At 32.6% G+C, this 13,658-nt stretch carries 13 protein-coding genes; 1 reads left to right on the top strand and 12 read right to left on the bottom strand.

Annotated elements, in window-relative coordinates; translation table 11 throughout:
- Positions 1-14 precede the first annotated feature (14 nt).
- Genes ACZ0AH_RS01150 through ACZ0AH_RS01160 form a run of 3 tightly spaced genes read right to left on the bottom strand, consistent with a single transcriptional unit; the run spans position 15 to position 4,297 of the window.
- Positions 15-2,411 (bottom strand): M28 family peptidase, encoded by a 2,397-nt coding sequence (locus ACZ0AH_RS01150; protein ID WP_463474063.1) that lies wholly within the window; start codon positions 2,409-2,411, stop codon positions 15-17.
- A gap of 12 nt (positions 2,412-2,423) precedes the next feature.
- A complete protein-coding gene (locus ACZ0AH_RS01155) occupies positions 2,424-2,771 on the bottom strand; it encodes a hypothetical protein (RefSeq protein ID WP_463474064.1) in 348 nt (115 codons plus the stop codon).
- Positions 2,768-4,297 (bottom strand): GNAT family N-acetyltransferase, encoded by a 1,530-nt coding sequence (locus ACZ0AH_RS01160; RefSeq protein ID WP_463474065.1) that lies wholly within the window; start codon positions 4,295-4,297, stop codon positions 2,768-2,770. Before ACZ0AH_RS01160 ends, ACZ0AH_RS01155 begins: the two co-directional genes overlap by 4 nt.
- 174 nt (positions 4,298-4,471) lie before the next feature.
- Here ACZ0AH_RS01160 and ACZ0AH_RS01165 point away from each other — a divergent pair, with 174 nt between their 5' ends.
- Complete coding sequence (locus ACZ0AH_RS01165) at positions 4,472-4,804, top strand: single-stranded DNA-binding protein (RefSeq protein WP_463474066.1); 333 nt, start codon at positions 4,472-4,474, stop codon at positions 4,802-4,804.
- 62 nt (positions 4,805-4,866) lie between these two features.
- Here the strand turns inward: ACZ0AH_RS01165 and ACZ0AH_RS01170 are convergent, their stop codons facing one another.
- The 9 genes from ACZ0AH_RS01170 to ACZ0AH_RS01210 all read right to left on the bottom strand — a co-directional run bounded on the left by ACZ0AH_RS01170 (position 4,867) and on the right by ACZ0AH_RS01210 (position 13,636).
- Entirely contained in the window at positions 4,867-5,559 is a 693-nt protein-coding gene (locus ACZ0AH_RS01170; RefSeq protein ID WP_463474067.1) for a DUF2461 domain-containing protein, read from the bottom strand.
- Positions 5,560-5,647: 88 nt separating this feature from the next.
- Entirely contained in the window at positions 5,648-5,833 is a 186-nt protein-coding gene (locus ACZ0AH_RS01175) for a hypothetical protein (protein WP_463474068.1), read from the bottom strand.
- A 79-nt stretch (positions 5,834-5,912) separates the two neighbouring features.
- Positions 5,913-6,431, bottom strand: coding sequence for a ferritin (locus ACZ0AH_RS01180; protein WP_463474069.1), 519 nt, complete (start codon positions 6,429-6,431; stop codon positions 5,913-5,915).
- 92 nt (positions 6,432-6,523) lie between these two features.
- Positions 6,524-7,963: a hypothetical protein gene (locus ACZ0AH_RS01185; RefSeq protein WP_463474070.1), complete on the bottom strand. Its 1,440-nt coding sequence runs from the start codon at positions 7,961-7,963 to the stop codon at positions 6,524-6,526.
- A gap of 224 nt (positions 7,964-8,187) precedes the next feature.
- Positions 8,188-9,351 carry an OmpA family protein gene (locus ACZ0AH_RS01190; protein WP_463474071.1) on the bottom strand — a complete coding sequence of 388 codons (1,164 nt, stop codon included), beginning with the start codon at positions 9,349-9,351 and terminating at the stop codon, positions 8,188-8,190.
- A 121-nt stretch (positions 9,352-9,472) separates the two neighbouring features.
- The gene (locus tag ACZ0AH_RS01195) at positions 9,473-10,102 is read right to left on the bottom strand and encodes a CatA-like O-acetyltransferase (protein WP_463474072.1); all 630 of its coding nucleotides are present in this window, start codon (positions 10,100-10,102) and stop codon (positions 9,473-9,475) included.
- Positions 10,102-10,809, bottom strand: a complete 708-nt coding sequence (locus ACZ0AH_RS01200) for an HAD family hydrolase (RefSeq protein WP_463474073.1) — start codon at positions 10,807-10,809, stop codon at positions 10,102-10,104. The genes ACZ0AH_RS01195 and ACZ0AH_RS01200 overlap by 1 nt, the downstream gene beginning before the upstream one ends.
- A gap of 392 nt (positions 10,810-11,201) precedes the next feature.
- Positions 11,202-12,095 carry a DMT family transporter gene (locus ACZ0AH_RS01205; protein ID WP_463474074.1) on the bottom strand — a complete coding sequence of 298 codons (894 nt, stop codon included), beginning with the start codon at positions 12,093-12,095 and terminating at the stop codon, positions 11,202-11,204.
- 38 nt (positions 12,096-12,133) lie between these two features.
- Positions 12,134-13,636, bottom strand: coding sequence for a hypothetical protein (locus ACZ0AH_RS01210; protein WP_463474075.1), 1,503 nt, complete (start codon positions 13,634-13,636; stop codon positions 12,134-12,136).
- Between the last annotated feature and the right edge of the window lie 22 nt (positions 13,637-13,658).

Genomic DNA, 13,658 nt, shown 5'->3' on the forward strand with positions numbered 1-13,658 from the left:
AATTTTTTACAGTACTATTCTGGTTTAATAACAGCGGGTTTCAAACTGTCTTTTGGTATAGTAATACTATCTTTTACTGTCGTTGCAGGAGTTATAGGAGCTACAGTTTCGGTCTGTCTTTTTATTTTTTCCTGAATTAAAACGGCATCATTTAATACAAAAGGAGTTGGCATCATCCAGTCGCTTCTTGGTTTGATTTTAAACAACGGATTGGTCATTAAATCAAATGAACTTTCGATTAAATCCATATCAAAAACAGACGATTTATTGATGTAAAAATCTAAAACAAGCGGTTCATTCCCTACTACATAATAGCATAAAATTTTTGAATCATTGCGTTCGAGACGATTTCCTTTTTGTTCAGAAGTTGAAACGCCATTTGCTGTAAAATTGTAGAATGTCATTTTTGGATTGGCAAAAATGTCGTAACGGTTTACCTTGCGGTTTGGCGTAATTTTAATTTTTAAGTATCTATTGTTGCCAACAACGCTGTCTTTTAAGAAAGCAATAGTTGGTCTTGGTACATCAACTACTGGAGCGATTGCGCTGTAACTAAAAGTCGAATTGTATTTGCTTGCTAGCGGAAGAGTATTTAAACCAACAGCTTTTTGATTCTTTTCGCCCAAATAGGTTTTAGTCCATTCGTCTAAATTCGTGTCGTAAGTTGTCCAGACAGCAGAGTTTGTATTGGCATTATAAACATACAATAAACTGTTTGATTTTGCTTCACCGTACTCATAACCGGAATGATAACCTGCATATATAAAGAAAATAAGTGAAGTTGCGAAAAAGACCATAGTCCAGACTCCTTTTTTGATAAAAGGACCAAATATTGGAAGCAATAACCCAAAGAGTAAAACAGTTAAAATGGCACTTCCGAAAAGGATTTTTAAACCTAAACCAATAGGAAACATTACAATAAAAGGCGCTATAATTGCTAAGGCAGGAATACAGAATAATAAACTTAAACCTAAACTTGAATGTTGGGTGAGGACGTAAATTCCAAATAAAATGATTCCAAAATAAACCGGAATAATCAGGAATCCGGCACCTGTTAAGCTATTTGCCAAAAATCCGTTTATAACAATCCAGACTAATAATGGTGCTATAAAATGATTTGCGGTCACTCTGGCTTCAGAAAAATGATGATAGAACGCAAAACAAATGGCGATACTCAGTGTTACGAATGCGCCAATATAAGCGTGGCCATTATAAGTAAATCCGTTTAATAAATCTGAATATTGCGGATAGATTTGTAAAATGATTTTCCATCCTAAAAAGGTTACTAAACCGGCAATTATCAGTGAACCTAAAAGCGGAACAAATCCTCTGAAAATTTCTCTGAAAGTGATGACACGTTTTACTTTTCCAATAAAAATAAAAAGAATCAGCAAACCCAGCGCCACAACTGTCATTGGTAATACCCATGAAAAAGGATAACTGATAAATGAAAACGGAGCGCTGAAATAAACATTATCTTCAGATGATTCGGTTTTGTTTAAGTCCGTATTGGAGAAGTATTTTAGTAAAGGCATCAAATAAGTTCCCTGATGCGCAAGAGTTGTTTTGCTTAAATGCTTAACATCATCTTGTTGTGTGTGGTAATTGTAATGTCCGTCGATAAAAGCGAAATTAAATCCCTGAATTTTTCCTTGTTGTCTAAAAACAGTCAAATCAGTATCGTTTGGAAGCATTTTGTAAATGCTGTACATCAATGAATTTGAAACCGGATAAGTCGTTTTTGCATTCGAAAATTCTTTTACAAGAGCTTCATTTCCTTTATTGGTTTCCATCAGCATATAACTTGGTCCGGAAGAGCCTCTGGCTTCAAAATTGATAACCAAACCAACATCTTTTGCCCACGGATGTTTGTTTACAAAAAGTGCTGCTCCGTTTAAACCTAATTCTTCAGCATCTGAAAAAAGTATAATTATATCATTCTTGTGAGGTTGTTTTGCGTATAAAAAAGCTCTGATTCCTTCTAGTATTGTTGCAACTCCTGACGCATCATCGCTTGCGCCTTTAGAAAAAGAATGCGGAGCACTATCGTAATGAGAAAGCAATAAAAGTGCCTTTGTATTATTGGTTCCTTTAATGCGGGCCAGAATATTTTTAGATTTTACTAAAAGCCCCTTGTCATTAAGCGTAAATCCTTCCTGAGTTGAGGTTTCTAAACCAATCCGGTTTAGTTCCAGTTTAAGGTAATTAGCGACTAATTCATGATTTGTAGATCCTACATAATGAGGTTTTTGTGCAATAATTTCAACTTGATTTAGCGCTCTTTCGGTCGAAAAATCAGCAAGTGCTTCCTCATTTTTAGAAATCCATTGCGGCATCATTGTGGCATATATAATACCCAGAATGGCTAAAATGCATATTATGGCAAGAATTGAGGTGGGGTTTTTTTTCATGATAAATAGGTACTATATTTCTTTTTTAACGAGCATAAAATAATCATTGTCCAACGAGCGATATCCCTGGTCGTACAAGAAATAATAGGTATTTCCTGTTTTTGTTTGTAAAACATTGGTAAAGAAGTCAAAATCAAAGCCTTTGTTTATCATTTTATCCCGTGTTGCTTTAGATTTTCCTTCAGCATTTAGCTCGACCAAAATACGGTAATTTTTTCGTAATTTGTTGTTTACATTTCGCATGAAATTAGTACTGTCTTTATTTATTTTGTTGTTGTAGGCATTTCGACAGCTGTCTGAACAAAACTTTTTGTCTTCCCGTCCAACAATTTTTTCGGAACATTCAAGGCATGTTTTCATTGCTCTATTTTTTTAATTTCGTACAAATCAGTTCTTCGGTCTTTTAAGATTCTCACACTTCCGTGTTCGTGAAGCTGTTTAAGCAAATTCAAATCGACATCAACAATCAAAGTCATTTCTGTGTTTGGAGTTGCTTCTGCTTTTATTCCATTACTGGGAAAAGCAAAATCCGAAGGTGTAAAAACAGACGCCTGCGCATATTGAATGTCCATATTATTCACTTTTGGTAAATTACCAACACAGCCGGCAATCGCAACATAACATTCGTTTTCGATTGCGCGTGCCTGCGAACAGTGTTTTACACGTGTGTAAGCATTTTGAGTATCGGTTAAAAACGGAACAAACAAAATATTCATTCCTTCGTTGGCCAGAATTCTAGAAAGTTCCGGAAACTCTACATCATAACAAATCAGGATTCCAATTTTACCACAATCCGTATCAAAAGTTCGAAATTCAGATCCGCCTTTCATTCCCCAATGCTGCACTTCGTTTGGTGTAACATGAATTTTGGTATACATTTCTGAAGTTCCGTCTCTTTTGCATAAAAAACCAACATTGTATAAGTTTCCGTTTTCTAAAAGAGGCATACTTCCGGTAATAATATTGATGTTGTAGGAGATGGCAAATTCCTGGAAACGTTTTCTGATTGGGTCAGAATGTCTCGCAAGTTCACGAATCGCTTCTGCTTCTGATAAATGATTATAATCGGCCATTAAAGGTGCAATGAAAAGTTCCGGAAATAAGGCAAAATCACTTCCATAACCTGAAACGACGTCAATAAAAAATTCAGCCTGCTCAAAAAACTCTTCAAGATTATTCAACGGGCGCATTTGCCATTGAACCAATCCTAACCGAATAACGCTTTTTTCGAGATTAATAAGTTTCGGACTTTCATCATAATAGACATTATTCCATTCTAAAAGAACCGCAAATTCCTTAGATTCTTCGTCGCCTTCCAAATAATTTTTGATGATTCGTAAAACGTGAAAGTCATTACTTAATTGAAACGACAATACCGGATCGTGTAATTCCTTGTGTTTTACTTTATCAATGTAGTTCTTTGGCGTGATTTTTTTGGCATGTTGCGCATAATTCGGAATTCTTCCTGCAAAAACAATTGCTTTTAGGTTTAATTGCTCGCAAAGTTCTTTTCGGGCATCATATAAACGACGGCCTAATCGTAAACCACGATAATTTGGGTGGATAAAAACGTCGATTCCGTATAGAATTTCAGCGTCTTTATTATGTGTCGAAAAAGTATAATCGCCAACAATTTGTTTGTAATTATGTCTTTTGTCTACTAATTTTTCGTCAACAATTATCGATAATGCTGATCCTACAACTACATCATCAACTAAAATAACAAGTTGGCCTTCCGGAAATATAGAGAGTAATTTTTCAATGTCTTTTATTGCCCAATATGAATTTGCCATTTCAGGATAAGACTCAATCATTGAGTTTTTTAATTGTTTATAGTCATCTATGGCTAGATTTCGTAACTCAACTTTATTGATTTTTGTCTGCATATCGTAAGATTTATCTCAAATATACGAAAATATTTCCATTTACAAACGCTTACAAATATTTACAACCGAAAGTAAATAGTTTGCTACCGAATATCTTTTGAGTGCCATCGCATCTTTGCCCTGTTGAATTTATATAAAGAATTCATTTACACTAACATTAAAAAAGTACACGCCATGAACGGAATTAAAAACAGAGTGCAATTAATTGGAAACGCAGGAAATGATCCGGAAGTAAAAACATTAGAAAACGGAAAAAAGTTAGCTCATTTGACAATCGCAACAAATGAAAAATATACGAATGACAAAGGCGAAAAAGTAGAGCAAACCGAATGGCATCGCGTTACGGCTTGGGGAAGGGTTGCCGAAATTATCGAGAAATATGTTGAAAAAGGAAAAGAAGTTGCCATTGAAGGAAAACTAACCCACAGAAGTTATGATGACAAAAACGGAGAAAAGAAATATATAACGGAAGTTGTAGTGAATGAGATTTTATTGCTAAGTAAATAACGTTTAAAAATTCATATTTAAACCCGACAAGCTTTTACTTGCCGGGTTTATATTTTAGCGTTTTACAAAACAGAAGCACCATTTATATCTGTTGTAAGTACTTCGCTCATATAATCAAAAAATGGCCTCATGTTTTTGAGTGTTTCCAAAGCCTGTTCTAAAAAAATCGGACTTAAAACTTCGTCATCGGTAAAACGTTTAATGACCAAAAATTGTTTGTAACGAAGTAAATCAATTGCTTCATGATTTACATCAAAACCTTTTGGAGCTGTTTTAAGCTGTTCGCCTTGCAAAGTCCCAAAAGTATTGACAAATGATTTTGATTTCAATATTTTTTGAAACGTTTTAGCATCGTGACCAAATTCGCTTCTGATGCGTTTTAAATCTGCAGCATTTGGTCCCCAAAAACCACCTGCCATAAAACTATTGCCTTTTTCAAGATGAAAATAATAACCACCACGTCTTTGACTTGTTGCTCTGGTAAAACTTCCTCCCCAAAAGGTTTTAAACGGCGTTTTATCTTTAGAAAAACGAATATCACGGTAAATTCTATAAACACTTTTTTTTCCGGAAGCCGTTTCTAAAACATCGGTTTTAGATAATTCGTGAAGCAAAGCACCTGCAAAAGTTTCAATATGATTTAATTCAATTAAGTATTTTGGTTTATTTTCTTCAAACCAGGGTTTGTTGTTGTTTGTTTTAAGCTGCTGCAAAAAATCAAGACTGGATTTGGGTATCGTAATTTGGTTTTCCATAATTTAATTTGAGTCTTTAAATAAGAAGGCGAATGTAGTTTAAACTAAAAACCCACCAAATTAATTGGTGGGTTTTTGTATATGTAAGTTAAGCAGTTTTTTTGAATAAATCAAACATAGGACATCGTGAGCAGCGTTTCTTTTCGCTTTTTTTGTATTTCTCACAGCAGGAAGATTTGCAGTTTTCCAACTTTTTAATATTCCCAAGGATAGCTTTGTTCTTCTTTTTCTTTTTATCCTTTTTCTTGTCCTTATCTTTTTCTTTCTTGCTCAATTTCCTCCGTATTTAAAAACAGAGGCAAATATAAAAGAAAATAGTTATTTTTAAGTATTCTAAATAAACTTTAACTTTTTTATTTTGGATTAATAGCAATTGAGCTTGTAACCGTTAATTGCTGAATATCACGATCAAACAAATAAAGTCCGCCTTTGTCATCTCCAATTAAGTTGATTTTATCTAAGATAGATTTAGCTGTAGCTTCTTCTTCAATTTGTTCAGCTACGTACCATTGCAAGAAATTATGAGTTGCATAATCTTTTTCTTGAAAAGTAATGTGAACCAATTCATTAATAGATTCTGAAACAAAAATTTCGTGATTATAAAGTGCTTCAAACATTTCTTTGAATGTAGAATAGGATGTTTTTGGCGCTTTTAGATCGGTAACCTGAGCGTGACCTCCGCGTTCGTTAATATACTTAACTAATTTAAGCATATGTGCGCGCTCTTCATCTGATTGTGTGTACATAAATTGTGCGATTCCTTCTAATCCATGTACTTCAGCCCAACAAGCCATAGAAAGGTAGGTTTGCGAAGATTCTGCCTCTATGCGTATTTGCTTGTTCAAAGCCGATTCAATATTTTTTGATAGCATAATTGTGTCTTTTTTGTAAAGTTAAAAAAAATAATCCAAACCGTTTTTTCAAACTACGAATCATAAGGCATTTGGATTAATTCTCAATAAAATTAAGGTTTATCAAAAGGTGATGATTTCGAAAAAATAGCTTTGTTAATAATCGGATTTGACTCTTCCTGCAGAAATCCATCAGTAAATTTACGCATCACATATTGTTTTGAAGAACTGTCGTAATATCCTAAAATATAATAATTCCTGAATTTTAAGATGTTTGGCAATAGTACTTTTTTATTCTGATCTAAAAAATAATTGATATTATCAAGCGCAAGAGGCTGTTGCTGAGCATTTACAAATTCAGAATCCTGGTTCAGTGTACTTTCAAAAAATACACTTTCAGAATGGAAAGGCTGTGCGTAATCCCAAGTATAAAACTCATCATTAACAGTATAATACATTCTTTGAATTCTTGGAACTCCTCCCAAGGTAATTAAAGTGTTTGGATTATTTTTAAAAACAGACAAACCTATTTCCAAATAAGAAAGACGCTGTAAAAATTTGCTTGTTTTTTTTAACTCGGCCGGTTTTGGATTATCCCTTTGCGAAAGTAAAGGTGAACTTTTAAAACGGATTGTATCATTTTTAGAGGCCTTAAAGCTTTTTATGGTTTCACCGGAATTGTAATCTTTCACATCAAATAAAAGTTCATCGGGAGTGGCATTAATCTGATAGATTTTATTATTATGGAAAAACGAATTGCTTAACTTTTTCGGATTTTGAGTAACAGATTGTGTAAAGTTTCTCTCAGACACATTATCAGCTTCTAAATTGATATCGAAAACCTGCGTTTTATTCGGATTATGATCTAATGTCAAAATTATATGATCGTTCATCATATAAATTTTGCTTTTTTTTGTGGTTTTATTTAAAGGATTATATTCGTCTGGTTCCATTTTCTCAATCGGATTCTCTTCTAAAATCTGATTAAAAGTTAAGGATTGTGTTTTTCTATTTTGAAAAGTAAAAGAAGAAAAATCAAATGCTTTCTCCTCTACAACTCCGTTTTTAAAAACAAAAACAAATAATGCTGGCTGAGTTGCATGTTTAGAAAGTATATAAAATAAATTATTTTCCTGAAATGTTGTAATGACATTTTGAGTTGCAGAAGGAAATTCAAAACTTAAGGCTTTATAGGTTTTGTTTTCCAGGTAATATTTGATAACCAGAATAGTTTTATAATCTTCCGAAGCCCAATATAAAGTTGGGTTGCCATCATCGCTAAAACTATATCCAATTATTGATTTGTTTTCCAGATTAGTACGCGAAACAGTAAATTCATTCTTTAAGAACAAAGCGCTATTATACTTCAAAATGGTAATATTTTGAGTGTTCGCTGCAAAAACAAAAACGTCATGTGTTGTTGTATCTTCGACATTAAGAATCTGATTGTTTATATCAAATTTTTTAAAATCTAACGGATAAGTATTCAATACCGTTTGACCAAACAGGACAGATTTATAGATTAAAAGAAAGAAGAGGAGTAATTTTTTCATTTGTTTTTATCCACAATAATAATTCCAAATTTATCTCTTTATTTTTTAGATAGCAATGAATGCATCATGAAAACAATTCAAACGCAAACTTTTACTATCAGATATAGTTTTTTACAAAGAAAAAAAATCAGCTAACATTGATTTTTAAATAAAAATCTCCCTTAAAGATATAAAAAAAGCCCTAAAGAATTTTCTTTAAGGCTTCGTTTCTATGTTAGAAAGAACTATTTTACTTTGAAAGTAACTCTTCTTGTAAGCATTCTTGCTCCTTCAGAAGTTTTATCTACAGAAGTATCTGATCCTGCTGCAACAACATTTAATCTTGAAGATGCAATGTTTGCTTTTTCTAAAGTATACTTAACATTATTAGCTCTTGCATCAGATAATTTAGTATTGTATGCTGAACTTCCAATTTCATCTGCATGTCCAATAATATCAACAGAAGCTGAAGGATTGTTTCTTAAATAAGATAAAATAAAATCAATTCCGTAAGTAGAAACATCTGTTGGAGTAGATTTATTAAATTCAAAATAAGTCCCAATATAACCATCATTAATCATTTTCTTGATAGTTTCTTTGCTTGAACTTGCTGCAAGCTGCTCGTAGTTAATTTCTTTTTGTTCTACATATTTAGGCTCAGCAGTTTTTGCGTTTAACTTAGCTTCAAGATTAGTAATTTGTGCCTGAAGACCGCTAAGATCTGTTTGATCTGAATTTTGATTTATTACAACCCAGTCAGCATGTTTAGTTTGTTTTCCTAGGTAATAATTTAATCCAACAGTTCCTGTAAAAATGATTCCCGAGAATCCGCGCTCATTATTATTACGATAAACTCCATCAAAAGTTGCATCCTGAGTAGCGTTTAGAATAGTTGAAATATCACCTGTTAAAGCAAAACGATCAGATAATCTGATTTGACCAGTTACACCAGCAATGAAATTACCGATATTATCGTTTTTACGTAGATTTTTGTTTTCTAACTGAGCTAAACCAAAACCAGCATGACCTAATAAACCAATTGTATTAGTCCAGGTTTCAAAATTCATGATTCTGCCCAGATTCGCGACAGCTTGCAAATCAAATCTGTAATATTTTGAGTCAAAGTTTGCAGAACTGCCACCATCGGTAAAACTGTTGTATCCAGCATCAGCTTTTAAACCGAATTTGTTGTTAAACATATATCTAACTCCTAAATCAACTGTAAAAGGACTTGGAAAAGAAGTATAATATTCTTTTGCTGAGAATGGACGTTGAGGTTTGTTAACTCCACCAGCCACTTCTATAGACCATTTGTTATAGTTGGTTTCAGTATTGTTTTCTTTTGCTGTTTGCGCATGAAGGCTTGTTAAACCTAACATTATTGCTAAAGTAAGTACAGTCTTTTTCATTGTTATTTGAGATTTTAAAATTTTCGTCAAAACAACAATTTATTGTAAGCATAAACTGACTTAATAAGCCATAAACACGATAAGATAAGGTTAAACAGATAAAGATGCGCAATAAGACTATTTATTGATTCATAAGTTCCTGAAAATAATCGACAAATTGACCTACATGCAAACCGTCCATTAATCCGTGATGCACATGAACTGACATAGCAATTGTTCTTTTGCCAGTTTCAGCTATAATCATTTTTCCAAAAGAAATTTTTGGACAACTATCCGGATACGTATAACTGCGTGCATGAGAAAGGGAGGTAAAATTTAACCAGGGAATTGCTGAGAAATGAATCAGATTATCATCATCAAATGATCGGGTAAAAAGTCCGGCTGTATTTTGAATACGTTCGATTTCTGTTAAAGCATTTTGTTCGAAGATTTTAAAATCCGAATCATATGCTATTAATGAAAACCCAAATGTACCATCTTCACGACCAATGGTTGCCGAAGCATCGATACGATCGTTGATGTATATTTGATTAACAGAAATTCTATATTTAAAATTCTCAATTGCATTTACGGCAACTAATGTTTTGTGTAAATAATAAATGAAGAAAGAAGTTTTAAGACTTTTTGCAGTTTGATAGGCTTTGGTACAATCAATTTCTACGGTTGCACCAAAAAAAGGTTCTTCCATTTGTATGAAATGCTGGAAATGCTCTTTTCTATTCCAGTTTTCAAGATCTAAAAGTGTTTTCATTATAATAAGTTCTTAACGACTTCAGTAATTTTTTCGAATGAACTAAAATGCTCGTGTTCTACTTTGTGATTAATTTTTTCGTGTTCCCAAGTAGTGTGAAACGGAATGTGAACGGCGTAACCTCCAATTCCTAAAACCGGCAAAACATCAGATTTTAGTGAATTTCCGATCATTAAAAATTCCTCAGGCTGAATGTCTAAACGGCCTAGTAATTTTTCATAATCAATTTCTTGTTTGTCTGACATTACTTCGATATGATGAAAATAATGTCCCAAACCTGAACGGTGCAATTTGCTGTGTTGATCTTTTAAATCGCCTTTTGTGGCAACAACCAACTTATATTTTCCGTGTAAAGATTGTAGTGTTTCTTCGATTCCGTCCAGAAGTTCGATTGGTTTTTGGAGTAATTCTTTTCCATATTGAATGATTTTTTCAACTACTTCAATCGGAATTGTATTGTTCGAAATATTCATCGCAGCTTCAATCATCGAAAGAATATAGCCTTTGATTCCGTAACCATATAAAGGTAAATTCTTAATTTCGATCTTAAATAATTCTTGCGAAATCCCCTGATGCGAAAGATAATCTTCCATCAAAGCACAAAATTTGTGTTCTGTTTCCTGAAAGTAAGGTTCGTTTACAAATAAAGTATCATCGGCATCAAATGCAATTACTTTTAAATTTGGTATTTTGTTTTTATCTAACATGATGTTTTTGTTTCAAGTTTTCTGCTGCATGCAGATTTGTTTCAGGTTTCAGGTTTTCTTTGTTTCAGGTTTTGCCACGTAGAAAGTTTTGTTTCAAGTTTTTCTTGTTTCAGGTTTTTCCCGCCACGAATTCACGAATTTTTTTGCCACAGATTAAATGATTTCAAAGATTATTAAAAAATCTGCTTAAATCTCTTTAAATCTGCGTGAAACTTTTTCCGCCACGAATTCACGAATTATCACTAATTTTTTTGCCACAGATTAAAATGATTTTTTTTGAATCTGCTCAATCTGCCAAATCTGCGAGAGACTATTTCCGCCACGAATTCACGAATTATTTTAAAATCAATCCGCGTAAATCTATTAAACCCGCGTCATCCGCGTGCCATTTCTCAATCATAATTCTTAGAAAACAGTCTTTTCAATGAAATAGTCTTGTCATAAAATGTAATCCTGATTCCGAAGAGCAGAATAATTCCGCCCAAAACCATTTGTAAAGTTATTCGTTCTTCCAAAAACAACCAAGCTAATATGGATGTAATTACCGCCTGACTCAATAAACTTAACGAAACTCGGGTTGCGCGCATGTGCTGCGTGGCATAACTAATAGAAAGCCAGGCACACAATTGACAAATAACAGCCTGAAGTACCAAAACAAACCAACCCGTATCTGAAAAACCGGAAAAAGGCTGATCTAAACAATAACAAAGTATTCCTAAATAAAGACTTGAAGCCAATAAACTAATGGTCATAAACGATAAAACATCAACATGAGAAAGTACATTTTTGCTGACCAAAAGATAAATTGAATATAGAATTCCGGATAAAACGGCAAATAGAAAAGCCTGATTAAAATTCAATTCCATAAAAAAGCTAAAACCAACCAAAGTCACCATCCCGAATAATGAAACAACGGTTCCGATCCAGAAATTAGTAGCCGGTTTTGATTTTAAAAATAAAAAAGAACCAATGCCAACCCAAAGAGGTGATAAATTTGTCAATAATGAGGCCTGAGTCGCGCTTGAATCCTGAATGGCGATATTCCAAACCGCAACATCCGAAGAAAATAAAACACCGCAAAGTGCCGCCAAAAGCAGGAATTTTGTTTTTGGGAGTTTAAAGTTTTTTGTAATAAGTACATAAGGCAAAAGCAAAGTCACCGCAAAAGTCATTCGGTAAAAAGCCGAGATTAATCCTGGTGCCAGTTTTAGTTTTATCAATATCGGGAATATCGAAATACAAAGTATGCCGCAGATTAAGGCTAATCTTGGTTTGGTGATTTTCATTTTATTTTTAATTTGTTTTAATTATTTAGCGATCTTTATTATTCACTAAAACTAAAAATTTGATATTTTTTGCCCTCTTTGTTATAGTTTCCCAGATATAAATTTTTGCCGAATTTGAAAAGTATTAAATCTTTGTACAGACTTTTGGTAAATAAGCCAACATTTTCTTTAAGCTCTTTATTTTCTTCTAGAAATGTTCTGACTTTGTCAAAAGCTGAGGTTTTCATTTCACCATCAAGATGATTAAAATTAGCATCAAAGAGACAATTCGTATAAACTACAATTTTATCCTTATAAGAAATCAAATTTTCTACAGTATAACATTTTTGAGAAGGAAGAAATGTCATTCCATTACCCATTCCTCCGGGAGCTATTCCAATTCCCGACATTCCGCCACTTGCGTGAGATACATCTTCTGAACTTCCTAAAACAGTATAATAGACACCATTTAAGTTATAACATGATATGCTTGGAGAGTCATTAATTTGTCTAAGAAATTGCTCCGAATTTTTAATGTTTTTTGCAATTAAAAAAGAGGCATCCTTTAGCGAGAAAAGGCCATTCTTTTGCTGAAAAAAACCAGAATTTTTAAAACCGATTTCCTCATCATGTAAAACTTTATATTCATTAATTTTATTGCCACTTAAATCGCTAATTGTTAGAAACAAAACGAAAGAATTAGTTTTTACCTGAAGAATTTTATTGTCAATCAAAAATGAATTTGATCTAAATGTTATTGCACCATATTCTCCTTTGACTATTTTTTGTTGTGGAATCGATTTGAGATTTGATGTGAAATCCTGAAGATTAATCCTTAAAACCTGTGTTGCATGCGTAGTATTATCAATCGTAAAAATAATCTCATCTGGATTATAGGTATAAATTTTGTATCTTTTAGAACTCAGCACTAATGATGGTGGACTATCGTTAGCTATAGTTTGGAAATTAGGATTTGAAGATTCATCCGTTAAAACAGTATATAAATTTTCAGTATGATCAAATATATTTTTGAATTCTAACTCAGATAAATCTACCGTTTTTTCGTTTAGATTACCATTAGCATCTGAAATATAAAATTTTAAAATGCTCGTGTTTTTTACAATGGTAATGAGATAAAAGACATTATTTACAGTAAGCTCTTTAACTATTTTTTCCTTTTTTAATTCGAGACTAATTGGAGTTGTATTAGTTTCTTTTGTTGTGAAATTAAAATATTGAGAAACGATTTCTTTTCTATCTTCTGATGCCCAAAAAACAAAATAATTATTATCTTTTTGACTATAACCAATGATGTTTTCATATTTTTTTTCCGGTCTTGCAGTAGTCAAAGAATCTATAATGTTAAATTTTTCATCAAATCTTATAGAGGTAACTTTCTCTTTGTCATTCAAAAAAAGAATAATTTCTTTTTTATCCTCATTTACTACTTGAAAAAAGTCTCTTTTCTTTTCTAATTTCAAATCAAATTCTTTTACAATATTTTGAGAAAAAGAAACAAAGCTGATTAAAAGTAGGGAACTAAAAAGTAGATTTTTAAGCATTTTTTGATGGTTTTAATTTTTA

Source organism: Flavobacterium sp. AC105 (genome assembly GCF_979258495.1).

Excerpts from the sequence above, each read along its gene's own strand:
- ACZ0AH_RS01170 (WP_463474067.1), bottom strand. The coding sequence starts at position 5,559 with ATGGAAAACCAAATTACGATACCCAAATCCAGTCTTGATTTTTTGCAG.
- ACZ0AH_RS01190 (WP_463474071.1), bottom strand. The coding sequence starts at position 9,351 with ATGAAAAAGACTGTACTTACTTTAGCAATAATGTTAGGTTTAACAAGC.
- ACZ0AH_RS01185 (WP_463474070.1), bottom strand. The coding sequence starts at position 7,963 with ATGAAAAAATTACTCCTCTTCTTTCTTTTAATCTATAAATCTGTCCTG.
- ACZ0AH_RS01165 (WP_463474066.1), top strand. The coding sequence starts at position 4,472 with ATGAACGGAATTAAAAACAGAGTGCAATTAATTGGAAACGCAGGAAAT.
- ACZ0AH_RS01200 (WP_463474073.1), bottom strand. The coding sequence starts at position 10,809 with ATGTTAGATAAAAACAAAATACCAAATTTAAAAGTAATTGCATTTGAT.
- ACZ0AH_RS01210 (WP_463474075.1), bottom strand. The coding sequence starts at position 13,636 with ATGCTTAAAAATCTACTTTTTAGTTCCCTACTTTTAATCAGCTTTGTT.
- ACZ0AH_RS01150 (WP_463474063.1), bottom strand. The coding sequence starts at position 2,411 with ATGAAAAAAAACCCCACCTCAATTCTTGCCATAATATGCATTTTAGCC.
- ACZ0AH_RS01180 (WP_463474069.1), bottom strand. The coding sequence starts at position 6,431 with ATGCTATCAAAAAATATTGAATCGGCTTTGAACAAGCAAATACGCATA.
- ACZ0AH_RS01160 (WP_463474065.1), bottom strand. The coding sequence starts at position 4,297 with ATGCAGACAAAAATCAATAAAGTTGAGTTACGAAATCTAGCCATAGAT.
- ACZ0AH_RS01155 (WP_463474064.1), bottom strand. The coding sequence starts at position 2,771 with ATGAAAACATGCCTTGAATGTTCCGAAAAAATTGTTGGACGGGAAGAC.
- ACZ0AH_RS01205 (WP_463474074.1), bottom strand. The coding sequence starts at position 12,095 with ATGAAAATCACCAAACCAAGATTAGCCTTAATCTGCGGCATACTTTGT.
- ACZ0AH_RS01195 (WP_463474072.1), bottom strand. The coding sequence starts at position 10,102 with ATGAAAACACTTTTAGATCTTGAAAACTGGAATAGAAAAGAGCATTTC.